Annotated in this window: 26 protein-coding genes; 20 read left to right on the plus strand and 6 right to left on the minus strand. The window is 69.2% G+C overall.

The window, feature by feature from the left end:
- Window positions 1-35 precede the first annotated feature (35 nt).
- The 4 genes from dnaX (at window position 36) to DEO45_RS08185 (ending at window position 3,101) form a co-directional block, all read left to right on the plus strand.
- Window positions 36-1,709, plus strand: a complete 1,674-nt coding sequence (dnaX, locus tag DEO45_RS08170) for a DNA polymerase III subunit gamma/tau (protein ID WP_114342391.1) — start codon at window positions 36-38, stop codon at window positions 1,707-1,709.
- Entirely contained in the window at window positions 1,709-2,032 is a 324-nt protein-coding gene (locus tag DEO45_RS08175; RefSeq protein ID WP_114342394.1) for a YbaB/EbfC family nucleoid-associated protein, read from the plus strand. Before dnaX ends, DEO45_RS08175 begins: the two co-directional genes overlap by 1 nt.
- 98 nt (window positions 2,033-2,130) lie before the next feature.
- Window positions 2,131-2,733: a recombination mediator RecR gene (recR, locus tag DEO45_RS08180; RefSeq protein ID WP_114342397.1), complete on the plus strand. Its 603-nt coding sequence runs from the start codon at window positions 2,131-2,133 to the stop codon at window positions 2,731-2,733.
- A gap of 23 nt (window positions 2,734-2,756) precedes the next feature.
- Entirely contained in the window at window positions 2,757-3,101 is a 345-nt protein-coding gene (locus DEO45_RS08185; protein ID WP_114342907.1) for a histidine triad nucleotide-binding protein, read from the plus strand.
- A gap of 60 nt (window positions 3,102-3,161) precedes the next feature.
- Here the strand turns inward: DEO45_RS08185 and DEO45_RS08190 are convergent, their stop codons facing one another.
- The 6 genes from DEO45_RS08190 to DEO45_RS08215 are packed head-to-tail and all read right to left on the minus strand — an operon-like array spanning window position 3,162 to window position 8,768.
- The gene (locus tag DEO45_RS08190; protein WP_114342400.1) at window positions 3,162-3,746 is read right to left on the minus strand and encodes a Slp family lipoprotein; all 585 of its coding nucleotides are present in this window, start codon (window positions 3,744-3,746) and stop codon (window positions 3,162-3,164) included.
- Window positions 3,747-3,794: 48 nt separating this feature from the next.
- Entirely contained in the window at window positions 3,795-5,777 is a 1,983-nt protein-coding gene (locus tag DEO45_RS08195) for a transglutaminase TgpA family protein (RefSeq protein WP_114342402.1), read from the minus strand.
- Window positions 5,774-6,727 (minus strand): DUF58 domain-containing protein, encoded by a 954-nt coding sequence (locus DEO45_RS08200; protein WP_114342404.1) that lies wholly within the window; start codon window positions 6,725-6,727, stop codon window positions 5,774-5,776. The genes DEO45_RS08195 and DEO45_RS08200 overlap by 4 nt, the downstream gene beginning before the upstream one ends.
- Window positions 6,727-7,668 carry an AAA family ATPase gene (locus DEO45_RS08205; RefSeq protein ID WP_114342407.1) on the minus strand — a complete coding sequence of 314 codons (942 nt, stop codon included), beginning with the start codon at window positions 7,666-7,668 and terminating at the stop codon, window positions 6,727-6,729. Before DEO45_RS08205 ends, DEO45_RS08200 begins: the two co-directional genes overlap by 1 nt.
- Before the next feature lie 51 nt (window positions 7,669-7,719).
- Window positions 7,720-8,316: a Maf family protein gene (locus tag DEO45_RS08210; protein ID WP_114342409.1), complete on the minus strand. Its 597-nt coding sequence runs from the start codon at window positions 8,314-8,316 to the stop codon at window positions 7,720-7,722.
- Window positions 8,313-8,768 (minus strand): hypothetical protein, encoded by a 456-nt coding sequence (locus tag DEO45_RS08215; RefSeq protein ID WP_114342411.1) that lies wholly within the window; start codon window positions 8,766-8,768, stop codon window positions 8,313-8,315. The genes DEO45_RS08210 and DEO45_RS08215 overlap by 4 nt, the downstream gene beginning before the upstream one ends.
- A gap of 185 nt (window positions 8,769-8,953) precedes the next feature.
- Between DEO45_RS08215 and DEO45_RS08220 the strand changes: the two genes are divergently transcribed.
- From DEO45_RS08220 to DEO45_RS08295, 16 genes are all read left to right on the plus strand, one after another.
- Window positions 8,954-9,427, plus strand: coding sequence for a YceD family protein (locus DEO45_RS08220; RefSeq protein WP_114342413.1), 474 nt, complete (start codon window positions 8,954-8,956; stop codon window positions 9,425-9,427).
- An 84-nt stretch (window positions 9,428-9,511) separates the two neighbouring features.
- Window positions 9,512-9,706: a 50S ribosomal protein L32 gene (gene rpmF / locus DEO45_RS08225; protein ID WP_068091089.1), complete on the plus strand. Its 195-nt coding sequence runs from the start codon at window positions 9,512-9,514 to the stop codon at window positions 9,704-9,706.
- A gap of 157 nt (window positions 9,707-9,863) precedes the next feature.
- The gene (locus tag DEO45_RS08230; RefSeq protein WP_114342415.1) at window positions 9,864-10,838 is read left to right on the plus strand and encodes a beta-ketoacyl-ACP synthase III; all 975 of its coding nucleotides are present in this window, start codon (window positions 9,864-9,866) and stop codon (window positions 10,836-10,838) included.
- Between the two features lie 144 nt (window positions 10,839-10,982).
- Entirely contained in the window at window positions 10,983-11,930 is a 948-nt protein-coding gene (gene fabD, locus DEO45_RS08235) for an ACP S-malonyltransferase (RefSeq protein WP_114342418.1), read from the plus strand.
- A gap of 35 nt (window positions 11,931-11,965) precedes the next feature.
- Entirely contained in the window at window positions 11,966-12,709 is a 744-nt protein-coding gene (gene fabG / locus DEO45_RS08240; protein WP_114342420.1) for a 3-oxoacyl-ACP reductase FabG, read from the plus strand.
- A 197-nt stretch (window positions 12,710-12,906) separates the two neighbouring features.
- On the plus strand, window positions 12,907-13,146 hold the full coding sequence (gene acpP, locus DEO45_RS08245) for an acyl carrier protein (protein WP_007513179.1): 240 nt from the start codon (window positions 12,907-12,909) through the stop codon (window positions 13,144-13,146).
- 240 nt (window positions 13,147-13,386) lie between these two features.
- Window positions 13,387-14,625, plus strand: coding sequence for a beta-ketoacyl-ACP synthase II (fabF, locus tag DEO45_RS08250; RefSeq protein WP_114342422.1), 1,239 nt, complete (start codon window positions 13,387-13,389; stop codon window positions 14,623-14,625).
- Between the two features lie 2 nt (window positions 14,626-14,627).
- Window positions 14,628-15,974, plus strand: coding sequence for an aminodeoxychorismate synthase component I (locus DEO45_RS08255; RefSeq protein ID WP_114342424.1), 1,347 nt, complete (start codon window positions 14,628-14,630; stop codon window positions 15,972-15,974).
- Between the two features lie 11 nt (window positions 15,975-15,985).
- Complete coding sequence (pabC, locus tag DEO45_RS08260; RefSeq protein ID WP_114342426.1) at window positions 15,986-16,801, plus strand: aminodeoxychorismate lyase; 816 nt, start codon at window positions 15,986-15,988, stop codon at window positions 16,799-16,801.
- Complete coding sequence (gene mltG, locus DEO45_RS08265) at window positions 16,798-17,832, plus strand: endolytic transglycosylase MltG (RefSeq protein WP_114342429.1); 1,035 nt, start codon at window positions 16,798-16,800, stop codon at window positions 17,830-17,832. Before pabC ends, mltG begins: the two co-directional genes overlap by 4 nt.
- A complete protein-coding gene (tmk, locus tag DEO45_RS08270) occupies window positions 17,829-18,470 on the plus strand; it encodes a dTMP kinase (protein ID WP_114342431.1) in 642 nt (213 codons plus the stop codon). Before mltG ends, tmk begins: the two co-directional genes overlap by 4 nt.
- The gene (gene holB / locus DEO45_RS08275; RefSeq protein WP_114342433.1) at window positions 18,467-19,402 is read left to right on the plus strand and encodes a DNA polymerase III subunit delta'; all 936 of its coding nucleotides are present in this window, start codon (window positions 18,467-18,469) and stop codon (window positions 19,400-19,402) included. Before tmk ends, holB begins: the two co-directional genes overlap by 4 nt.
- Window positions 19,403-19,419: 17 nt before the next feature.
- Window positions 19,420-20,406, plus strand: a complete 987-nt coding sequence (locus DEO45_RS08280) for a PIG-L deacetylase family protein (protein ID WP_223250824.1) — start codon at window positions 19,420-19,422, stop codon at window positions 20,404-20,406.
- 105 nt (window positions 20,407-20,511) lie between these two features.
- Window positions 20,512-20,865, plus strand: coding sequence for a PilZ domain-containing protein (locus tag DEO45_RS08285; protein WP_068091064.1), 354 nt, complete (start codon window positions 20,512-20,514; stop codon window positions 20,863-20,865).
- 275 nt (window positions 20,866-21,140) lie between these two features.
- Window positions 21,141-21,497 carry an NADH-quinone oxidoreductase subunit A gene (locus DEO45_RS08290; RefSeq protein WP_114342439.1) on the plus strand — a complete coding sequence of 119 codons (357 nt, stop codon included), beginning with the start codon at window positions 21,141-21,143 and terminating at the stop codon, window positions 21,495-21,497.
- The gene (locus DEO45_RS08295; protein ID WP_114342441.1) at window positions 21,488-22,045 is read left to right on the plus strand and encodes a NuoB/complex I 20 kDa subunit family protein; all 558 of its coding nucleotides are present in this window, start codon (window positions 21,488-21,490) and stop codon (window positions 22,043-22,045) included. The genes DEO45_RS08290 and DEO45_RS08295 overlap by 10 nt, the downstream gene beginning before the upstream one ends.
- Window position 22,046: the final 1 nt, after the last annotated feature.

Below are 22,046 nucleotides of genomic sequence, written 5' to 3' on the forward strand. Positions count from 1 at the left end.
TGGCACAATCCCAGTTCGCCCCGAGGTAATCAGGCATGTCCTATCAGGTACTCGCCCGCAAATGGCGCCCGCGCAAGTTCGCCGAACTGGTCGGGCAGGAACACGTGGTGCGTGCGCTGACCAATGCGCTCGACACCGGGCGCATGCACCACGCCTACCTGTTCACCGGCACCCGCGGCGTGGGCAAGACCACCATCGCGCGCATCTTCGCCAAGTCGCTGAACTGCGAGCGCGGTCAGTCGGCTGATCCGTGCGGCGAGTGCGCGGTGTGCACGGCGGTGGACGAGGGCCGCTTCGTCGACCTGCTGGAGATCGACGCGGCCAGCAACACCGGCGTGGACGACGTGCGCGAGGTGATCGAGAACGCGCAGTACGCGCCGTCGCGCGGCCGCTTCAAGGTGTACCTGGTGGACGAGGTGCACATGCTGTCGAAGAACGCGTTCAACGCGTTGCTGAAGACGCTGGAGGAGCCGCCGCCGCACGTGAAGTTCCTGCTCGCCACCACCGACCCGCAGAAGCTGCCGGTGACGGTACTGTCGCGCTGCCTGAAGTTCAACCTGAAACGGCTGCTGCCGGAACAGATCTCCGGCCAGATGCGGCACATCCTGGGTGCCGAGAACATTGCCTACGAGGACGGAGCGATCGGCGAACTGGCCCGCGCCGCGGATGGTTCGCTGCGCGACGGCCTGTCGCTGCTGGACCAGGCGATCGCCTACGGCGGCGGCGCGCTGCATGCCGACGACGTGCGCAACATGCTCGGCAGTGTGGCGCGCGGGCAGGTGATCGGCGTGCTCGATGCGCTGGCCGCCGGTGACGGCGGGCGGCTGCTCGCCGAGTGCACGCAGATCGCCTCGTACTCGCCCGACTTCGGCGGTGTGCTGGACGACATCGCCAGCGTGCTGCACCGGCTGCAGCTGATCCAGCTGATCCCCGGTTACCGGCCGGAAGAGGATGGCCCCGACGACAACGCGCTGGCGGCGCTGGCCGGGCGGATCGCGCCGGAAGACGTGCAGCTGTACTACCAGATCGCCACCGCCGGTCGCCGCGACCTGGCGCTGGCGCCGGATGCACGCACCGGTTTCGAGATGGCATTGCTGCGCATGCTGGCGTTCCGTCCCGGCGACGGTGAGCCGGCTGCGCATGCCGAACGGCCGGCCGTGGTCAGTCCGGCGGTGGCACGTCCCGCGCCCGCGGCACCCGCCCGGTCGGCCGCTGGGGAAGAGCACCGGCACGAATCCCCGCCGCCGCGCGCGCCGGCGGTGCCGGCACCGCCGCCAGCCGCCCCGGTGGCGCGTGATGCCCACGGACTGCCGGACTGGGAGGCGCTGATCGAGCGCGCCGGCCTGCGCGGACCGTTCGGCCTGCTGGCGCAGAATGCGGTATTGCGCGAGCGCGACGGGCAGACCCTGGTGCTGGCGCTGCAGCCTGCGCACATGAGCCTGGCGGTCGAGCCGATGGTGAGCCAGATGGAGGAGCGCATCGGCCACGCGCTGGGCGAGCGCATCCGCCTGCGCTTCGTCAACAGCAGCCAGACCGCCGCCGCGCAGACACCGGCGGCGCGCGCCGCGCAGGCGCGCGATGCAGCCCAGGCCGCGGCCGAGCAGGCGATCGAAGGCGATCCGCTGGTGCAGTCGCTGAAGCGCGAATTCGGCGCGCGCGTGGTGCCGCAATCCATCAGACCCTATGACAACGAATCCGGAGCCGTGTGATGAGAGGACAGATCGGTCAGCTGATGCAGCAGGCGCAGCGCATGCAGGAAGACATGAAGCGCGCGCAGGAGGAAATCGCGAAACTCGAAGTCACCGGCAGCGCCGGCGGCGGCCTGGTCAGCGTGGTGATGACCGGTGCGCACGAGGTGCGTCGCGTGCAGATCGACCGGCAGGCGTTTGCCGACGATCCCGAGATGGCCGAGGACCTGGTCGCCGCCGCGATCAACGACGCGGTGAACAAGGTGGCCCAGGTCAGCAAGGACAAGCTTGGCGGGGTCACCGCCGGGATGAACCTGCCGGCCGGCTTCAAGATGCCGTTCTGAAGGCAGGAGTGAGTGAAGAGGAGTGAGGCTGCCTCAGCCTGCCGCTTCCCGCTTTTCTCTCACTCATCACTCCTCTTCACTCGCTACTTGGCTCATCCATGTCCTCCGGTTCCCCCCTCCTCGCCGAACTGATCGAAGCGCTGCGCTGCCTGCCTGGCGTGGGCGGCAAGAGCGCGCAGCGGATGGCCTTCCATCTGCTGGAGCGCGAGCGCGAGCGCGGACTGAAGCTGGCGGCGTTGATGGAGCAGGCGATGCGGCGCATCGGCCATTGCGAGCGCTGCCGCAACTTCAGCGAGGAACCTCTGTGTGCGCTGTGCGCCAGCGCCAGCCGCGACCGCCAGGTGCTGTGCGTGGTGGAGTCGCCCACCGACCTGGCGGCGATCGAGCAGGCCACCGGCTACCGCGGCCAGTACTTCGTGCTGATGGGTCGGCTGTCGCCGCTGGACGGGCTGGGCCCGGAGGAACTCGGGCTGGCGCAACTGGCCCAGCGTCTGGGCGAGGGCGAGATCGAGGAGCTGATCATCGCCACCAATCCCACCGTGGAAGGCGAGGCCACCGCGCACTACCTGGCGCAGCTGGCGCGTGCCGGTGGCGTGCGGCCGACCCGGCTGGCGCACGGCGTGCCGCTGGGCGGCGAGCTGGAGTACGTCGATCGCAGCACGCTGGCGCATGCGTTCGGCGGGCGGCAACTGCTCGATTGAGCGATTACCTTCAGGAAACCGACATGAGCGACACGATTTTCAGCAAGATTATCCGCCGCGAGATTCCGGCCGACATCGTCTACGAGGACGACGAGGTGCTGGCGTTCCGCGACCTGAATCCGCAGGCACCGGTGCACGTGCTGTTCATTCCGAAGCGGCCGCTGGCCACGCTCAACGATGCGGCGGCAGGCGACGCCGCCTTGCTCGGCAAACTGCTGCTGGCCACGGCGGCATACGCGAAACAGGAGGGTTTTGCCGAGCAGGGTTATCGCACGGTGCTCAATTGCAACGAGGACGGCGGGCAGACCGTGTACCACCTGCACGTGCACCTGCTGGCCGGTCGACGCATGCACTGGCCGCCGGGCTGAGCGCAGTGTCCGCGCCCCCATGCAAGAACGCCGGCGCGAAGCCGGCGTTCTTGCAGGCGCTTATTTCTTCGGCGGGGGCGGCGGAGGCGGCTGCACCACGATCACACGGTGCGGGTAATAGCCGTAGTACGGATAGCCGCCCCAGTACGGGCCGAAGCCCGGTCCCCAGAATGGGTCGTAGAAGCCCGGCGGGTAATTGACGTAGACCGGGCGCTTCGGCCACAGGTAGACCACGTCGGCCTCCACCCGCGGGTAGGCGTAGTCGAAGTCGCCCACTTTCTGCGACACCGTGCCATGCAGCGTGCCGGTGACGGTCAGCTCGCGGCCGCGGACGAACACTTCCGGATCGTAGAAGCCCTCGCGGCAGGCGACGAAGCGGCCCTGGTTCTCGCCGGCGTTGCCGGCCTTCGGGCGTGCCTGGCTGTCCAGCGGGCGCGACAGCAGGTAGAAACAGGTCTGCTGGGGACCCGGTTCGGTCTTGATGATCTCACCGCCCCAGCGCACGCGGGTGCCGCCCGCGCCGCCTTGTTGGGCGCTGGCGGTGGAGACGTCGGCATAGGTGCCTTCCAGCGGCTTGGGCACCGTCGCGCATCCGGCCAGCAGGGCGAGGGCGGCGGCGAGGGTCAGTGGGCGGTACAGGGACATGGGGATCTCTCCATACATGGGCGACGGCCTGTGCCGTCGTGTCGGCTCTTATTTGACCACGTTGACGATGCGGAAATCCCGCACGGCGCGGCGGAATGCGCGCAATGGTTCAGTGGGCGGTTCGTCGTGGGCATAACGCAGTTCCAGGTAACTCCTCATCAGGCTTGCCAGTTCGTCGCGCTGCCCGGGCAGTGCCCGGGCGGCGCGGCTCAGGTAGTGCTGCGGGCCTTCCGCCGGGCGGCGCACGATGCCCTTGCGCGCCAGCTTCCGCTCCAGCTCGCGCAGCGCATCGCGCAACGGGGCGCGTGGCTGCCGCCGCCACAGGGCCCACGCCAGTCCGATCGCGATGAACAGCACCCCGCTGATCGCCAGCAGTACGCCGAGCGTCGCGGTGTCGGCATCGCGGATGCCGAACGGGGTCAGCAGGCCGCGCTGGCGCAACGCGTCGAAACCGATAACGCCTTTGTCCCACCAGCGGTTGACGACGTCCCAGCGATTGCGCAGGCCCTGCAGCCAGTCGTTGCGGTACCAGGCCAGCTGGTTGCCGGCGGCGGCCGCAGCGCCCAGCGTAACCCGTTCCGGACGGACTGCACCGGTGGGGTCGACACGCACCCAGCCGCGCCCGGCCAGCCATACCTCGCTCCAGGCATGGGCGTCGGAATAGCGCACCAGCAGGTAGCTGCCCAGCTTGTTCCAGTAGCCGCCCTGGTAGCCGGTGACCACCCGCGCCGGGATGCCGGCGGCGCGCATCAGCACGGTGAACGCCGACGAGTAGTGCTCGCAGAAACCCTCGCGGGTGTCGAACAGGAAGTCGTCCACCGAGTCGCGGCCCAGCGGCGCCGGCGCCAGCGTGTAGCGGAAGCCGCCGTTGTGGAACAGGGCCAGCGCCGCTTGCACGATCGCCGCGTCGTCGCTGCCGTAGCGCTGCCGCCATTGCGCGGCGAGGGCGTGCGCGCGCGGATTGAAACCCTCCGGCAGGCGCAGGCCGAGGCGGCGCGAGCGTTCGTCGAGCGAGGGCTGCAACCGGTAGCGCAGGGCCGAACGCACGGAGTAGCTGAGCGGATCGTTCACCGGCTTGTCGGCCATCACCTCGCGGTCGGTCTGCAGGGTGGCCCGGGGCGGCGCCTGCAAGGGCACGTCCAGCACCGGCAGCACGCGCTGGTGGGTAGGCTGCAGGCTGATCTGGTACTGGATTGCGCCGGCGGCCTCGACCGGCACCGGTTCCTGCGGGCTGGCGTGGCGGGGATCGAAGTAGCGCCAGGCACGGCCGTCGAAGTTCCACATCACGTAGGCGCGGAAATAGCGCTGCTCGGCCGGCGGTGGCGCACCATCGAAGCTGACCCGCATGGCGGGGTGGTCGTCGGTGAGCAGGTCGGTGAAGTTGCCCGGCGTCATGCTGTCGCTGAGGCCGGTGCGGGCCTGGTTCGGCGAGGGCGCGCCCCACAGTGGCGAACTCAGCCGCGGCACCAGCAGGAAGGCCAGCAGTGCCAGCGGCAGGGCCGCCGCGGCCAGCGCCAGCGCCGGCAGCAACGTGCGCGGCAGGCTGGCAGCCGGCAGCTGCCCCGGTTCCAGTGCGCGCAAGGTGGCCAGCGCGGGCAGCAGGCCCAGTGCGACCACCACGCTGGCGACCAGGCCCTGGTCGAACAGCAACGCCGCCATCAGGGCGAAGCAGGCGAAGCTGATGCCGACGCGGACATCGCGCGAAGTCTCGGTTTCCAGCAGTTTCAGCACCAGCAGGCCGACCGCCAGCGCCGCGCCCGGTTCGCGGCCGAAGATGCTGCCGTATTGCACGATCACCGCCAGCGTCAGCAGGGCGAGCAGCGGCAGCTTCAACCAGCCCGGTACGCGGCCAGCGCGGTGCCGGCGCTGCCACCAGCGCCAGCCGAGGATCAGCGCAAGGGCCACGACCAGCCACCACGGCATGTGCGGCGCATGCAGGCCCAGCACCAATGCCATGGTCAGGCCGAGCAGGTCGAACGTGCGGGCGTCGATCGGCCGCTCCGGCGATTTTCCGCGCGGCGCCGGCGTCATGGCAGTTGCGCCAGCGCGTTCATGCAGCGCGCATGGTGCAGCGGGCCGCTGCCGCTGGCGATCTCGTTGCCGGGCAGCCACAGGCTGTACTGGCTGCGTCGGGCCTGTGCCTCGTTCACCCAGCGCGCCAGGCGGGCGATGCGCGCCTCGTGGTCCAGTCCGCCGAGCAGGCGCCAGTCCAGCTGCCATTGCGGCCGGCTTTGTGGCTGCTCGAAATCCTTCACCAGCAGGTTGGTGTGGCGGGCGCTGGCTTTCCAGGCAATATGCCGCTGCGGGTCGCCGGAGCGGTAATCGCGCAGCGCGGCCAGCTCATCGCCACGGTGCAGGCGCATGTGGCTGGCGTCTTCGGCCGGCGCGCGGGGCGGCGGCCCGGCGGTTTCCGGCCGCGGCCATACCAGCACCGACTGCTCCGGATGCAGCCAGCTCCATGCACGGAACAGCCCCAGTGGCCAGTTGCTCCACACGCGCAGCCGCGGCAGCGGCTGCCAGCCGCGCTGTGTGGTGAGCAGCGCCAGTTTCACCTCGGTGGTGGCATGGCCATCGAGCGCGAAGGCCGTCGTGCTGCAGCCCAGGTCGACGCGGATGGCGTTGCGCGGGCGGCTGGAATCGAACGCCAGGGCGAGTTCGAGCGGCTGACCGGCGATCGCGTGGCCGGCGCGGATATGGGCAAGGCGCAGGCCGTCGAGGCTGCGGAAGGCCACCAGCATGCTGGCCGCGCTGGCCGCGCCGAGCAGGCAGGTGAGCAGCAGGCCGGCGTTGTTCGCGTAGTTCAGCGCACCGACCAGCATCACCAGCAGCAGCACGGAAAAGCCGAGGCCGAAGCCGGTGGGCACGATATAGATGCGGCGCCGATGCAGTTCGATCGGCAGGCTCTCCGGGCGACGGTAGCGGGTGAGCGCGGGCAGCCGGCGCTCGGCCCGTCGCAACAGCCGCTGCAGCAGGCCGCGCATCAATCCACCGCCACCTCGGCCAGCAGCTGCCGCGCCAGCGTGTCGCCGTTGGCGCCGCGCACCGGCAGCAGACGATGCGCGGCCAGCGGCACGAACAGCGCCTGGAGGTCCTCCGGCAACACGTGGCCGCGGCCGCTGAGCAGGGCCCAGGCGCGCGCGGCGCCGAGCAGGGCCAGGCCGGCACGCGGCGACAGGCCCACGCGGATGTCGGCATGCCGGCGGCTGGCGGCGAGCAGCGCCTGCAGGTAGTCGAGCAGGGCGGTGCTGGCGGTGATTGCCTGCGCCTGCCGCTGCAACGCAAGCAGGGCGCTGCCGTCGAGTTGCGGGACGAGTTGGGCCAGCAGGTCGCGCCGGTCCGAGCCGGTGAGCAGGGCGCGTTCGGCGGTGGCATCCGGATAGTCCAGCGACAGCCGCAGCATGAAGCGGTCGAGCTGCGAGTCGGGCAGCGGGAAGGTGCCGTTGAGGTCCAGCGGGTTCTGCGTGGCGACCACAAAGAACGGCTGCGCCAGCGCATGGGTCTGGCCGTCCACGGTGACCTGGCTCTCCGCCATCGCCTCCAGCAGCGCGCTCTGCGTCTTCGGGCTGGCGCGGTTGATCTCGTCGGCCAGCAGCAGGCCGGTGAAGATCGGGCCTGGGTGGAAGCGGAACTGGCCGGTCTCGCGCTCGTACACGCTGACCCCGATGATGTCCGACGGCAGCAGGTCGCTGGTGAACTGCACGCGCTGGAACTCCAGCGCGAAGGTGGCCGCCAGCGCATGCGCCAGGGTGGTCTTGCCCACGCCGGGCACGTCTTCCAGCAGCAGGTGGCCGCCGGCGATCAGGCAGGCGAAGGCGAGCTTTACCTGGCGCGGCTTGCCCAGCAGCACGCGGTTGACCTGGGCCATCGCGGCGTCCAGTCGCTGCTGCAGGGGTTCGTCGTGGGGCTGGGTCAACGCTGACATGGGCATCCGGGCGTTCGTGTGGCAATGGGTGAAACGCAGTGTAGCCGCGGCTCAGGGCAGCTCGATGCCTGCTCCGCGCAGCATTCGCGCCAACGCGATCAGCGGCAGGCCGATCAGCGCGCTGGGGTCGTGGTTGTCGATCGCCTCGAACAGGCTGATGCCGAGGCCCTCGCACTTGAAGCTGCCGGCGCAGTCCAGTGGCTGTTCGCGTTCGACGTAGCGGGCGATTTCCGCGGGATCCAGCTCGCGGAAGCGGACCCGGGTGTGATCGATATGGGTGTACCGGCGGCCGTCGCGGCTGTCGAGCAGGCACAGCGCAGTATGGAAATGCACGTCGCGGCCGGAACTGGCGGCGAGCTGGCTGCGGGCGCGCTCGGCGCTGCCGGGCTTGTCGAGGACCAGCCCGTCGATCTCGGCGACCTGGTCGGAGCCGATCACCAGCGCATTCCGGTATTCCCGCGCAGCCGCTTCCGCCTTGGCGATCGCCAGGCGCAGGGCGCGTGCCACGGGCGCCTCGCCCGGCCATGGGGTTTCGTCGGTGCCGGGCGCGATCTGTTCGAAATCGGGGAGCAGCCGGCGCAGCAGTTCGGCTCGGTAGCGCGAAGTCGACCCCAGCACGACGCGGGGCACGGGAAGGTTTGCCGTCATGTGTCCGAGTCGCGCCGGATGTGTTCGCGCATCGCGCTGTTCAGGTCGGTCTGGGCCTGGCTGAGCGCCTGCAGCAACGGTTGCAGGCGATCGCGGGTACCGCGCATCGAGGCGGCGGCCTCGTCCAGCTCGTGCTGGCTGGCGCGCGGCGAGCGGTCGCGGATCCACAATCGCTGCTGCAGCAGGGCGCGCAGGCCGGCGTCGATCGCGTGCCGTGCATCCTGTTCGCTGGCGGCGGGCAGGTCGGGATTGAGCGACATCACTGCATGCGCCTGCTGCAGGCCGCTGCGGCAGGTCTTCAGGTCGGTTTCGAGCCGGTCGGCCAGGTCGAGCAGGGTTTGGAGGCTGCTGCTGCGCCGGGCCTGGCGTCGACGCCAGACCAGGCTGCCGCCGGCCAGGGCAACCAGCAGCACCAGCAACACGGCGGTGCCGAGCGTCAGGTAAAGGTCCAAGGGCGGTGGCTCGGGCGGAAAGGAAATCCAGTCTGCCGCATCGGGGGCGGATCAGGCAAAATCGGGCGTCCCGCAGGGCGGGCTCCCGGCTGGCGGCCATCGTGCCAGTTGACTTCGGGTGAAGTCGAACCTAACATTTCGCGATTATGTCCGTGACACTGCCAGAGTCCGTGGACGCTTGGCGCATGGTCTCGGCGCGGCGTTCGTTCGAGGGAACGCTACCCATCGCGGCCATGCCCCGGCTGAGCAAGCTGCTGGCGAGCACCGATGGCGAGCTGCGGTTCGAACTGGATTTCGGGCGCGACGAGCTGGGAATCAGCTACGTCGACGTGCGGGTCCGGGCGCCGTTGTCGCTGGTTTGCCAGCGTACGCTGGAGCCGTTCGTGCTGCCGATGGCGGTCGATACCCGGCTTGGCCTGATCCGGCAGGAGCGCGACGAGGCCGGCCTGCCGTCGGATTGCGAGCCGCTGCTGGTGGCAGAGGACGGCCGGTTGAATCCGGCGGATGTGATAGAAGACGAATTGCTGTTGGCGCTGCCGCTGGTTCCGGTCAATCCGGACAGCAGCCTGCCCGACGAAGTGACAGGCCAAGACCCGGATCCTGCCGGCGAGGGGCATTCCGAGAATCCGTTCGCGGTGTTGCGCGAACTGAAGAAGTAACCACCGACCCGGGTCGTCCGATCCGGGTCATGTCGCAACAGATCATCCCGGTTTCAATCATCAAGTTTCAGCTGGAGAACTACCATGGCCGTTGCCAAGAGCCGCCGTACCCCGTCCACCCGCGGCATGCGTCGTGCGCATGACGCGCTGAAGACCGTGCAGCTGTCCACCGATCCGACCAGTGGCGAAGTGCACCTGCGCCACCATGTCACCAAGGACGGCTACTATCGCGGCAAGAAAGTGGTCGAGACCAAGGGTGCGGTGTCGGTCGAGGACTGATCGTCCTCGCGGAACCCCTGGTTCCCCGACGCGATCATGCGAGACGGCGCGGCGACGCGCCGTTTTGCGTTGATGGACACCGCAAATGCCGCATCCGGCGGTTGCGCTGGCGCCGCTTGCGGCGTTCAATCCCAGTTTACGTTCGATGGACAGCTGAATGGCCCAGATCTACTCCCGCATCATCGCCACCGGTAGCGCGCTGCCGGAGCGCGTGGTAACCAACGCCGACCTGGAAAAGATCGTCGACACCAGCGACGAGTGGATCCATAGCCGTACCGGCATCCGCCAGAGACACATCGCGGCTCCCGGCGAGACCACCGGCGACCTGGCCTTCCGCGCCGCGCAACAGGCGCTGGAGGCGGCGGGCGTCAAGGCTTCCGAACTCGACCTGATCGTGCTGGGCACGACCACGCCGGACATCATCTTCCCGTCCACCGCCTGCCTGGTGCAGCACCGCCTCGGCGCGAACGGCTGCGCCGCGTTCGACGTCAACGCGGCCTGCTCGGGCTTCGTCTACGCGCTGGGCGTGGCTGACAAGTTCATCCGCAGCGGGCAGTCGAAGAAGGTACTGGTGATCGGCGCCGAGACCTTGACCCGGATGGTCGACTGGAACGAGCGCGAGACCTGCGTGCTGTTCGGCGACGGCGCTGGTGCGGTGGTGCTGGAGGCGTCCAGCGAGCCCGGCATCTACGCCACCTGCCTGCATGCCGACGGCGGCTACAAGGAATTGCTGTACAACCCGGTCGGCGTCTCGGTCGGCTTCAAGGACGAGCCGGGCCACGGTGTGCGCATCCGCATGGCCGGCCGCGAGGTGTTCAAGGTTGCGGTGAAGACGCTCGACTCGCTGGTCGGCGAGACCCTGCAGGCCGCCGGCATGGACGAATCGCAGGTGGACTGGCTGATCCCGCACCAGGCCAACCTGCGCATCATCGAGGCCACCGCGAAGCGGCTGAACATGTCGATGGAGCGCGTCGTCGTGACGGTCGACAAGCATGCCAACACCTCGTCCGGTTCGGTGCCGCTGGCGCTGGACTATGCGGTGCGCTCGGGCAAGGTGCAGCGTGGCCAGAACCTGCTGCTGGAGGCATTCGGCGGCGGTTTCACCTGGGCTTCGGCGCTGCTGCGCTACTGAGTCGCCGATCGTTCGATCGTTCGCCACGATGCCGCCCATCCGGGCGGCATCGTGTTTGGTGTCCCGGAAAATACTGAATACAGCTGCGTATGGGCGGCGATGCTGGCACCATGGCGGTTTTCGTCGACCGGGATCCGCGTATCCATGAGTTCCGCTTCTGCTCCGCTCGCTTTCGTTTTTCCCGGCCAGGGCTCGCAGTCGGTCGGCATGCTGGCGGACCTGGCCGCGGCGCACGCCGAGGTGCGGGCCGCGTTCGACGAGGCTTCGCAAGGCGCCGGAGTCGACCTGTGGGCGTTGAGCCAGCAGGGACCGGAGGAGCAGCTCAACCGCACCGAGAACACCCAGCCGGCCCTGCTGGCCGCCAGCGTGGCGGCGTGGCGCGTGTGGAACAAGCTCGGCGGCGCGCGTCCGGCGCAGTTGTCGGGCCATAGCCTCGGCGAATACAGCGCGCTGGTCTGCGCCGGCGCGCTGTCGCTGCACGACGCGGCGGCGCTGGTGGCCGAGCGCGGCCGGCTGATGCAGGCGGCGGTGCCGGCCGGCGTGGGCGCGATGGCGGCGATCCTCGGTGGCGACGATGCGCAGATCGCGCAGGTATGCGAGGAAGTGGCACAGGGACAGGTGGTGGCGCCGGCCAACTACAACTCGCCGGGACAACTGGTGATTGCCGGCAACACCGAGGCGGTCGATCGCGCACTGGCCCGGCTGGCCGAGCTGGGCGTGAAGAAGGCGATCAAGCTGGCCGTGTCGGTGCCCTCGCACTGCATGCTGATGCGCGGGGCCGCCGACCGGCTGGGCGAGCGCATGGCCAGGTTGAACTGGCAGTTGCCGTCGACCCCGGTGATCCAGAATGCCGAGGCGAAAAGCTACGCCACGCTCGAGGAGATCCGCGGCGCGCTGCAGCGCCAGCTGTACCTGCCGGTGCGCTGGACCGAATGCGTGCAGGAGCTCGCCGCCGGCGGCGCCACGCGCATCGCCGAATGCGGTCCGGGCAAGGTGCTTGCTGGCCTGATCAAGCGCATCGACAAGAACATCGAGGCGCGCGCGATCGGCACCCCGCTCGAACTCGATGCCGCCCGCGCCGAATGGGCGTGAGCACAGATTTCCCGATTCCCGAAGGAACGATTCCCATGAGCAAACCACTGCAAGGTGAAATCGCGCTGGTCACCGGCGCCAGCCGCGGCATCGGCGCGGCGATCGCGGACGAGCTGGCGGCGATGGGCGCCACCGTGATCGGCACCGCCACCAGCGAAGGCGGTGCGTCCGCGATCGGCGAGCGGCTGGCCGCGCACGGCGGCCACGGCCGCGTGCTGAACGTCACCGACGGTGCTGCGGTCGAGGGCCTGGTCGACGCGATCGCGAAGGAGTTCGGCGCGGTCTCGATCCTGGTCAACAACGCCGGCATCACCCGCGACCAGTTGCTGCTGCGCATGAAGGACGAGGACTGGCAGGCGATCCTCGACACCAACCTAACCTCGGTCTACCGCACGTCCAAGGCGGTGATGCGCGGCATGATGAAGGCGCGCAAGGGCCGCATCATCTCGATCGCCTCGGTGATCGGCCTCACCGGCAACCCCGGCCAGTCCAACTACGCCGCGGCGAAGGCCGGCATCATCGCGTTCTCCAAGTCGCTGGCGCGCGAGATCGGCAGCCGCGGCATCACTGTCAACGTGGTGGCGCCGGGCTTCATCGACACCGACATGACCCGCGCGCTGCCGGAAGAATCGAAGCAGGCGCTGCTCGGCCAGATCGCGCTGGGCCGGCTGGGCGAGGCAACGGACATCGCCAGGGCGGTGGGCTTCCTGGCCTCGCCGGCGGCGGCCTACATTACCGGGGAAACCCTGCACGTCAATGGCGGTATGTACATGCCGTAAGACAGGTGGACGCAGTTGTCGCCAGCGGACCCGTTTTAGGCGACAATTGCGCTTTCGCGCCGATCATGGGGGGCGGCATGCCTTCGTCATCGGCCAATCGTGGCGGCCTCGCGGTTTAGCCACTACAATGCGCCGGCCTTTTGCGGGCCTCGCGCCGGCACAGACAAATCAATTACTCCTTGAGAGGTATGGGCAACATGAGCACCATCGAAGAGCGCGTCAAGAAAATCGTCGTCGAGCAGTTGGGCGTGAAGGAAGATGAAGTCACGGCGAACGCTTCGTTCGTGGACGATCTGGGCGCAGATTCGCTGGACACGGTGGAACTGGTGATGGCACTCGAGGAAGAGTTCGAGACCGAGATTCCCGATGAGGACGCCGAGAAGATCACCACCGTGCAGCAGGCCGTCGATTATATCAAGGCCCACTCCAAGGATTGATCGCTACGGAATCGATCGCCGCCGACCGGGCAGGCCTGCTTCGTGCGGGTCGATCGGTTCACGCGGGGACACCGAACGCTGCGCCATCTTGGCGCAGTTTTCGTTTCTGCAATTTGTAACGTCCGATCCCGTATGGTGGGCGGCCCGCCCGCCGGACACGCGCGGGCTGCGTTCCCCGCTCCCTGCGCGGGACGGCTGCCGGCAACGGCAGAACCACGCAATCACGTAAGGAACATCAGCATGAGCAAGCGACGTGTGGTAGTGACCGGCATGGGCATCATCTCGCCGGTCGGCAACGACATCGCCAGCGCCTGGGAACGTGTCCTCAAGGGCGTCAGCGGGATCGGTCCGGTCACCCATTTCGACACTTCCGCTTATTCCACGCGCATCGCCGGCCAGGTCAGCGGCTTCGATCCGGCCGAATGGATGCCGGCGAAGGACGTCAAGAAGATGGACCCGTTCATCCACTACGGCGTGGCGGCGGGCACCCAGGCCCTGCGCGATTCCGGGCTGGAAGTGACCGAGGCGAATGCGCCGCGCATCGGCGTGGCGGTCGGCGCCGGCATCGGCGGCCTGTACACGATCGAAGCCACCACGCTGGAACTGGCCGCGAAGGGGCCGCGCCGGGTGTCGCCGTTCTACGTGCCGAGTTCGATCATCAACATGGTCTCGGGCCAGCTGTCGATCATGTTCGGGCTCAAGGGGCCGAACATCGCCTGCGTCACGGCGTGCACCACCGGCGCGCACAACATCGGCTTGGCCGCGCGGATGATCCAGTACGGCGACGCCGACGCGATGATCGCCGGCGGCGCCGAGTTCGCCACTACCGGCACCGCGATGGCCGGCTTCTGCTCGGCCAAGGCGATGTCCACCCGCAACGACGAGCCGACCAGGGCCAGCCGTCCGTGGGACAAGGACCGCGACGGCTTCGTGCTGTCCGACGGCGCCGGCGTGCTGATGCTGGAGGAATACGAATTCGCCAAGGCCCGCGGAGCGCGCATCTACGCCGAGTTGGTCGGCTTCGGCATGAGCGGCGATGCGTTCCACATGACCGCACCGAGCGAGGGCGGCGAAGGCGCGGCGCGCTGCATGCAGATCGCGCTGGACGACGCCGGCCTCAATCCCGCCGAGGTGCAGTACGTCAACGCGCACGGCACCTCCACGCCGCTGGGTGACCTGGGCGAGGTGATGGCGGCGAAGCGGGTGTTCGGCGACCACGCCTACAAGCTGGCGATGAGTTCGACCAAGTCCACCACCGGCCATCTGCTCGGCGCGGCCGGCGGCGTCGAGGCGATCTTCAGCATCCTGGCGCTGCGCGACCAGGTGATGCCGCCGACGATCAACCTGGACGAACCGGGCGAAGGCTGCGACCTCGATTTCGTGGCGCACACCGCGCGCGAGGCGAAGCTCGACGTGGCGATCTCCAACTCGTTCGGCTTCGGCGGCACCAACGGTACGCTGGCTTTCCGCCGCGTCTGAGCGTGACCTGCCATCGCCGTACCCTGGACGGCCGGCGCGACCTGCTCGCGCCGGCCGCTTCATTTCCCGGCCGCTATCCCTGCCTGCTGGAAAGCGTGGTGCATGGCACGGCGCAGTCGCGCTACGACATCCTGTTCGCGTTTCCGGGCCAGCGGCTGACCCTGCACACCGACGGCAGCCTGCGCGACGGCACGGGTGCCGCGTGCGGAGGGCGTTTCGTCGATGCGCTGGATGCCGCCTGGCAGGCCGAGCGCCTGCCAGCGGAGCACGACGAACTGCCGTTCCATGGCGGCTGGGTGCTGCTGCTGGCCTACGAGCTGGCCGGCGAGATCGAGCCGACGTTGCGGCTGCATGCGCCCCGCGCCATCCCCTTGGCGCTGGCCGTGCGTTGCCCGGTGGCGGCCATCGTCGACCATCGACGCGCCTGCACGATCCTGGTCGCCGAGGCCGGCCACGAGCACCTGCTCGATGTGCTGGAAGCCGATCTCGCCGCCGCGTCGCCGATTCCGCCGCTGCCCGCCCCGATCGCCTGGGAGGAGGATGCGCCGCAGCGGTTCCTCGACGGCGTGGCGCGTATCCACGAGCATCTGCACGCCGGTGACATCTTCCAGGTGAACCTGTCGCGTGCCTGGCGGGCGCGCTATGCGCCGCCGCCCGCGCCGTCGGCGCTCTATGCAGCGCTGCGCCGGGCCAATCCGGCACCGTTCGCCGGCTTGTTGCAGCAGCCGGGGTGGGCGGTGGCGAGCTCATCGCCGGAGCGGCTGGTCGAGGTGCGCGGCGGCGTGGCGCAGACCCGGCCGATCGCCGGTACGCGCCCGCGGCTGCCCGGCGACGACGAGCTGGCGCGCATCCGCGAACTGAGTGCGCACCCGAAGGAGCGCGCCGAGCACGTGATGCTGATCGACCTGGAGCGCAACGACCTCGGCCGCGTCTGCGTGCCGGGCACGGTCGAGGTGGACGAGTTGATGGTGGTGGAGAGTTACGCCCACGTTCACCACATCGTTTCCAATGTACGCGGGCGCCTGCGCGCCGACGTGACACCGGGCCAGGTGATCGCCGCCACCTTTCCTGGCGGGACCATCACCGGTTGCCCCAAGGTGCGCTGCATGGAAATCATTGCCGCGCTGGAAGACGCGCCGCGCGGCGCCTACACCGGCGCGCTGGGCTATCTCGATCGCAACGGTGAGCTCGACTTGAACATCCTGATCCGCACCCTGACCCTGGCCGGCGACGAAGTCAGCCTGCGTGCGGGTGCCGGCATCGTGGCCGATTCGGTGGCGGCGAGCGAGCTGGACGAGACCCGCGCCAAGGCGCGTGGCCTGCTGCGCGCGCTGGGAGTGCCGGGTTGAAGACGGCACGCATGCTGGTCGACGGCGTCGCGGCGGAGCGGATATCCGCGCTGGATCGCGGGCTGGCCTATGGCGACGGCCTGTTCGAAAGCATCCGCCTGGTCGGCACGGCGGCGCCGCTGTGGACGCGCCACATGCAGCGGTTGCTGGAGGGTTGCTCGCGACTGCGCATTCCGTCGCCCGATCCGGCGCTGCTGTGGCGCGAGGCGCTGCAGGTCAGCCGCGACATGCCGCAGTCGGTCGTGCGCTTCACGATCACCCGCGGCGCCGGGGAGCGCGGTTACGCCCTGCCGGTATCGCCGCGGCCGACCCGGGTGGTGGCTGCGTTCGTGCCGCCGCCGGTCACCGCCGCGGCCTACGCGCAAGGCGTGCGCCTGCGCGTGTGCAACATCCGTCTGGCGGAACAGCCGCTGCTGGCTGGCATCAAGCACCTGAACCGGCTGGAGCAGGTGCTGGCACGTGCGGAATGGGACGATCCGGCGATCGTCGAAGGCGTACTGCTCGATACCTGCGAGCGGGTGATTTCGGCAACCATGGCCAACCTGTTCGCGGTGGTCGACGGCGAACTGCTGACACCGGCGCTGGATCGTTGTGGCGTGGCCGGCGTGGCTCGTGCAGAAGTGCTGGCGGTGTGCCCGCAGGCGCGGACCGGCGAGCTGACGTTGGCTATGCTGCGTGGCGCCAGCGAGGTTTTCCTCAGCTCGAGCGTGCGCGGCATCGTGCCGGTACATTCGCTGGGTGACTGCAGCTATGCGCCGGGCGCGACGACCCGCCAGCTGCAGCAACACTGGTGCAACCTGGGATTTTCGATGGAGCAGGGCGGATGAGTGACAAACCGACGCGCAGGCACGCATGGTCGCGGCTGCTGCTGATCGTGCTGCTGGTGGCTGCCGGCGCGCTGGCCTATGGCTGGAACGACTACGCCCGCTTCGGGACCGCGCCGCTGAACGTGACGGCGCAGGGCGAGAGTATCGACGTCGGCCGTGGCAGCAGCTTCAAGGCGATCGTGGGCGAGTTGCACCAGCGCGGGTTCAGCACCGCCAACCCGTGGTACTGGCGGCTGCTGGCCTGGCAGATGCACGTGGCCGGCCGGCTGCATGCCGGCGAATACGCGCTGGAGCCCGGCATCACCCCGCGCCAGCTGCTCGCGAACATGGCGGGCGGCAAGGTGCTGCAGCGCAACTTCACCATCGTCGACGGCTGGACCTTCGCCGAGCTGCGCCAGGCGCTGGCCAGGGCCGAGAAGTTGAACCACGACAGCGCCGGGCTGGAGGATGCCGCGATCATGCAGAAGATCGGCGCCGGCGGCGAAATGCCGGAAGGCCGTTTCCTGCCCGAGACCTACGCTTACGTGAAGGGCGACGGCGACCTGGACATCCTCCGCCGCGCGCATGCCGCGATGGTGAAGACGCTCGATGAACTGTGGGCAGGACGCGCGCACGATCTGCCGCTGGCCACGCCGTACGAGGCGCTGATCCTGGCTTCGATCGTGGAGAAGGAGACCGGCCGCCCGGACGAGCGCGCACAGATCGCCGGCGTGTTCGTGCGGCGCCTGCAGAACCACATGCTGCTGCAGACCGACCCCAGCGTGATCTACGGCATGGGCGCGAACTATGCGGGCAACATCCACAAGAGCGATCTCACCACCGACACGCCGTACAACACCTATACCCGTGCCGGCCTGCCGCCGACGCCGATCGCCCTGCCGGGCAAGCCGGCGCTGGTGGCGGCGCTACATCCGGCCGATGGCGACACGCTGTATTTCGTGGCCCGGGGCGACGGCGGCCACGTGTTCTCGCGCACGCTGGAGGAACACAATCGCAACGTCGACTGCTACCAGCGGAAGCGCTGCCGATGACCACTGCGCGCGGAACATTCATCAGCCTGGAAGGCGGCGAGGGTGCCGGCAAGAGCACCTTGCTGGCCGGCCTGCGCGAGTACATCGAACGGCATGGCCTCGCGCTGGTGCAGACGCGCGAGCCCGGCGGCACCGCCGTGGGCGAGGCGGTGCGCGCGATCGTGCTCGACCCGACCCAGCACGGGCTGGCTGCCGAGACCGAACTGCTGCTGATGTTCGCCTCGCGTGCTCAGCTGGTGCGTGAGGTGATCGAACCGGCGCTGGCGGCCGGGCAATGGGTGTTGTGCGACCGCTTTGCCGACGCCAGCTACGCCTACCAGGGCGGCGGCCGCGGGCAGCCGGTGGAGCGCATCGCGGAACTGGAGCGCTGGGCCTGCGCCGGCGTGAAACCCGACCTGACCCTGCTGCTCGATCTGCCGGTGGCGACCGGCCGCGCCCGTGCCGCCGGCCGCGGCGACGCCGACCGCATCGAGATCGAGGCGGATGCGTTCTTCGAGCGGGTGCGCGCCAGCTATCGCGAGCGCGCCACGGCCGAGCCGGCGCGTTTCCGGGTGATCGACGCCAGCCAGTCGCCGGCTGCCGTGTTGCAGGCCGCCATCCGGGCGCTGGCGCCGTGGCTGGGAGAGGCGCAGGCATGAACGGGCAGCCCTGGCACGCCGAACACTGGGCGCGATTGCAGGCCCGACGGCGGCGCGAGGCGCTGCCGCATGCCCTGCTGCTGTGCGGTGCCGCGGGCCTGGGCAAGCGCGCGTTCGCGCAGCGCTTCGTGCAGGGCCTGCTGTGCAGCGAGTCGGCGGTCGGCGATGCCTGTGGGCATTGCCGCAGCTGCCTGCTGCTCGCCGCCGGGTCGCATCCGGACGTGGTCACGCTGAGTTTCGGTTTGCGCAAGGACGGCGTGCAGCGCAGCGAGATCGTGGTCGACCAGATCCGCGAACTGTCGGCACGGCTGGCCATGAGCAGCCAGTTCGGCGGCTGGCAGGTGGCGCTGATCGACCCGGCCGACGCGATGAACCCGGCCGCTGCCAACGCGTTGCTGAAGACCCTCGAGGAACCAGCCGCGCAGACCATGCTGATCCTGCTGGCCGATGCGCCGTGGCGTTTGCCGCAGACCATCCGCAGCCGCTGCCAGCGGATCGAATTCCAGTTGCCCGCCACGGCGGACGCGCTGGCCTGGCTGCAGGCCGAAGGTGTGCGCGATGCGCCGGCCGCACTCGCCGCCGCCAGCGGCAATCCCGGCCTGGCCAGGGCCTGGGCCGGGGAGGGCGCGCTCGAACGACGCCAGGAGGTGCGCCGGGACCTGGCCGCGCTGGCCGCGGGTCGCGGCCAGCCGACCGAGGTGGTCAAGCGCTGGCTGGACAGCGAGCCGGCGCAGCGGCTGTGGTTCGCCGCGCAGGCCGCTGCCGACGAGATCAGGGCGCGTTCGCTGCCGGGCAATGGGCCGCTGGCCAGTGCGCTGGATGTCGAGGCGCTGGGTCACTGGTACGACGCGGCCAACCGTACCCGCGAGGGCCTGCGCGGCCCGTTGCGCGCCGATCTGCTGCTGCTGGAACTGCTGGCGCAATGGCGGTGAGCGGAGCGCATGCCAGCGTGTCGCAAGCGACGGATCGGGCCGGCGGGCTGCCGCCTTTTTCCGCGGCTACCCGCCTGCTGGTGGTGGCGCCGCACCCGGACGACGAAACCATCGCGACGGGCCTGCTGATCCAGCAGGTGCGCGCGGCGGGCGGCGAAGTGCGGATCCTGCTGCTGACGGCGGGCGACAACAATCCATGGCCGCAGCGCTGGCTGGAGCGGCGCCTGCTGATCGGTGCGGCCGATCGCCGCCGCTGGGGTCGGCGGCGCCATGCGGAGGTGTTGCAGGCGCTGCAGAGTCTCGGCGTGCCGGAACCGGCGCTGCAGTCGCTGGGCTGGCCGGACATGGGCCTTACCGAGGTGCTGCTGCAGGCGGACGGCATGGCGATGGCGACGCTGGCCACGGCAATCGGCGAGTTCCGCCCCGACCTGGTGGCGGTTCCGGCGCTGTCGGATCGTCATCCCGACCATGGCACCGCCCACGTGCTGGTGCGCCTGGCGCTGGCCGGGCAGGTGCGCCCGCCGGCGCTGCTGGCGTACCTGGTCCACGGCCGCGAAGGCAATCACCGCCTGGTTGAAATCCGCGGCACGGCGGCGCAGTCGGCGAACAAGCGCGCGGCGTTGGCGGCGCACCACAGCCAGATGGCCCTGAGTGGCAAGCGCCTGGCCCGGCTTGCTACCCGTCCCGAGCGCTATGCAGACGTGGCGGCAACGCCGTCCGGCGCCGCCACGGCGTTGCCGTGGCAACCGCCGGCATGGTTGCGACCATGGTTGCGGCTCAGCGTGGCCAGTGTGGCGGGCGTGCACAGTTGGCGCTGGCGCGACGCTCCGCTGCAGCGTGATCAGGCCGGTTGTTTCCATCTGCCGCCGGCCGCAGCGGAACATCCCCGCTTCGTGCGGCTGGCGCTGACCCTGCGCTCGCCGTGGATCTTCGATCACTGGGGCTGGCGCGAGCTGCCGGGCCGATCAGTCGGTGCCGAGGCGGACTTCGTGCAGGCCGGTTGACCGAACTGCTCTCGCCGAAGCGCCGTGACGGTGGTGCCGGTGGGGCGCAGCGTCTAAGATCGGCCTCGTCGATCGGGCGGTTCCGGCGCCCGGCAGGAGCCCAGCATGAAACCCATGGCCGCCCGTCAGGGCATCATCTCGTTGAAAATCAAGGATGCGGCCTCGCTGTACAACGCCTATATGCCGTTCCTCAAGCATGGCGGCCTGTTCGCGGCGACGGCTCAATCCTATTCGCTGGGCGACGAGGTGGTGTTGCTGGTGACCCTGGCCGAGGAGACCGAGCGTCTGTCGGTGGTCGGCAAGGTGGTCTGGATCAGCCCGGTCGGCGCGCAGGGCAACCGCACCGCGGGCATCGGCATCCACTTCAACGAATCGGGCGATGCCGAAGCCGCCCGCAGCCGGATCGAGAACATCCTGGCCGGCACGCTGACCTCCGAGCGTCCCACCCACACCATGTGATGCCGTCGTCATTCCGTCTGCACGCAGTCGGGTGTTAATGCGCATCACATCGGCCGTCAAGGCTTGTTGTGCCCATGCGCACTGATACAATGGCGGGATTCGCGGATCCATTGCGCGAAACATCGGATGCCTGTGCGCGGCGGCAGAGCCTGCAGGCATGGCTGGAAAGCCCGAGGCCGCGTCGGCCTGCCGAATCGAAGTCGCCGGACCGTGCGTTGCTGGATGCAAATCCCCGCGGTCACTGATGCGCCACTGGCGCGGAGGTAAGTTGCATCGTGCTTGCCGAATACTGGCCTGTCCTGTTGTTCATCGGCGTTGCCGTCGGTCTTGGCGTGGCGTTGCTGGTCATCGGCCTGCTGGCCGGCCCGCGCCGCCCCGAATCCGAGAAGCTCTCGCCCTACGAGTGCGGTTTCGAGGCGTTCGAGGACGCCCGCATGCGCTTCGACGTGCGCTACTACCTGCTCGCCATCCTGTTCATCATCTTCGATCTGGAAATCGCCTTCCTGTTTCCGTGGGCGGTGGTGTTCAAGCAGATCGGCCTCGTCGCGTTGATCGAGATGGGCCTGTTCCTGCTGCTGCTGGTGGTCGGTTTCGCCTACGTGTGGAAGAAGGGAGCCCTCGAATGGGAGTGATGGATTCCATCAGCCGGGTGATGCACAACCCGGAGCCGCTGAACCTGGTCGACGACATCCTGCGGCCGGCGGGCGACAACCCCGTAGTGCAGCGTGGCTTCGCCACCACCAGCATCGATGCGCTGATGAACTGGGCGCGCACCGGCTCGATGTGGCCGATGACCTTCGGCCTGGCATGCTGCGCGGTGGAGATGATGCACGCCGGCATGTCGCGGCTGGACCTGGACCGCTACGGCGTGATCTTCCGCCCCAGCCCGCGCCAGTCCGACGTGATGATCGTGGCCGGCACCCTGGTCAACAAGATGGCCCCGGCGCTGCGCAAGGTCTACGACCAGATGCCCGAGCCGAAGTGGGTGATCTCGATGGGCAGCTGCGCCAACGGCGGCGGCTACTACCACTATTCCTATTCCGTGGTGCGCGGCTGCGACCGCATCGTGCCGGTGGACATCTACGTGCCGGGCTGTCCGCCCACGGCCGAGGCGTTGATCCACGGCATCCTGCAATTGCAGAAGAAGATCCGCCGCACCAGCACCATCGCGCGCTCTTGAA

Source organism: Rhodanobacter denitrificans, from assembly GCF_003335105.1.
Taxonomy (GTDB): Bacteria; Pseudomonadota; Gammaproteobacteria; order Xanthomonadales; family Rhodanobacteraceae; genus Rhodanobacter; species Rhodanobacter denitrificans_A.

Excerpts from the sequence above, each read along its gene's own strand:
- mltG (WP_114342429.1), top strand. The coding sequence starts at position 16,798 with ATGAGTGACAAACCGACGCGCAGGCACGCATGGTCGCGGCTGCTGCTG.
- acpP (WP_007513179.1), top strand. The coding sequence starts at position 12,907 with ATGAGCACCATCGAAGAGCGCGTCAAGAAAATCGTCGTCGAGCAGTTG.
- fabD (WP_114342418.1), top strand. The coding sequence starts at position 10,983 with ATGAGTTCCGCTTCTGCTCCGCTCGCTTTCGTTTTTCCCGGCCAGGGC.
- DEO45_RS08200 (WP_114342404.1), bottom strand. The coding sequence starts at position 6,727 with ATGCGCGGCCTGCTGCAGCGGCTGTTGCGACGGGCCGAGCGCCGGCTG.
- DEO45_RS08190 (WP_114342400.1), bottom strand. The coding sequence starts at position 3,746 with ATGTCCCTGTACCGCCCACTGACCCTCGCCGCCGCCCTCGCCCTGCTG.
- DEO45_RS08195 (WP_114342402.1), bottom strand. The coding sequence starts at position 5,777 with ATGACGCCGGCGCCGCGCGGAAAATCGCCGGAGCGGCCGATCGACGCC.
- DEO45_RS08295 (WP_114342441.1), top strand. The coding sequence starts at position 21,488 with ATGGGAGTGATGGATTCCATCAGCCGGGTGATGCACAACCCGGAGCCG.
- fabG (WP_114342420.1), top strand. The coding sequence starts at position 11,966 with ATGAGCAAACCACTGCAAGGTGAAATCGCGCTGGTCACCGGCGCCAGC.
- pabC (WP_114342426.1), top strand. The coding sequence starts at position 15,986 with ATGCTGGTCGACGGCGTCGCGGCGGAGCGGATATCCGCGCTGGATCGC.
- DEO45_RS08185 (WP_114342907.1), top strand. The coding sequence starts at position 2,757 with ATGAGCGACACGATTTTCAGCAAGATTATCCGCCGCGAGATTCCGGCC.
- holB (WP_114342433.1), top strand. The coding sequence starts at position 18,467 with ATGAACGGGCAGCCCTGGCACGCCGAACACTGGGCGCGATTGCAGGCC.
- dnaX (WP_114342391.1), top strand. The coding sequence starts at position 36 with ATGTCCTATCAGGTACTCGCCCGCAAATGGCGCCCGCGCAAGTTCGCC.
- DEO45_RS08205 (WP_114342407.1), bottom strand. The coding sequence starts at position 7,668 with ATGTCAGCGTTGACCCAGCCCCACGACGAACCCCTGCAGCAGCGACTG.
- rpmF (WP_068091089.1), top strand. The coding sequence starts at position 9,512 with ATGGCCGTTGCCAAGAGCCGCCGTACCCCGTCCACCCGCGGCATGCGT.
- DEO45_RS08285 (WP_068091064.1), top strand. The coding sequence starts at position 20,512 with ATGAAACCCATGGCCGCCCGTCAGGGCATCATCTCGTTGAAAATCAAG.
- fabF (WP_114342422.1), top strand. The coding sequence starts at position 13,387 with ATGAGCAAGCGACGTGTGGTAGTGACCGGCATGGGCATCATCTCGCCG.
- DEO45_RS08175 (WP_114342394.1), top strand. The coding sequence starts at position 1,709 with ATGAGAGGACAGATCGGTCAGCTGATGCAGCAGGCGCAGCGCATGCAG.
- DEO45_RS08220 (WP_114342413.1), top strand. The coding sequence starts at position 8,954 with ATGGTCTCGGCGCGGCGTTCGTTCGAGGGAACGCTACCCATCGCGGCC.
- tmk (WP_114342431.1), top strand. The coding sequence starts at position 17,829 with ATGACCACTGCGCGCGGAACATTCATCAGCCTGGAAGGCGGCGAGGGT.
- DEO45_RS08230 (WP_114342415.1), top strand. The coding sequence starts at position 9,864 with ATGGCCCAGATCTACTCCCGCATCATCGCCACCGGTAGCGCGCTGCCG.
- DEO45_RS08210 (WP_114342409.1), bottom strand. The coding sequence starts at position 8,316 with ATGACGGCAAACCTTCCCGTGCCCCGCGTCGTGCTGGGGTCGACTTCG.
- recR (WP_114342397.1), top strand. The coding sequence starts at position 2,131 with ATGTCCTCCGGTTCCCCCCTCCTCGCCGAACTGATCGAAGCGCTGCGC.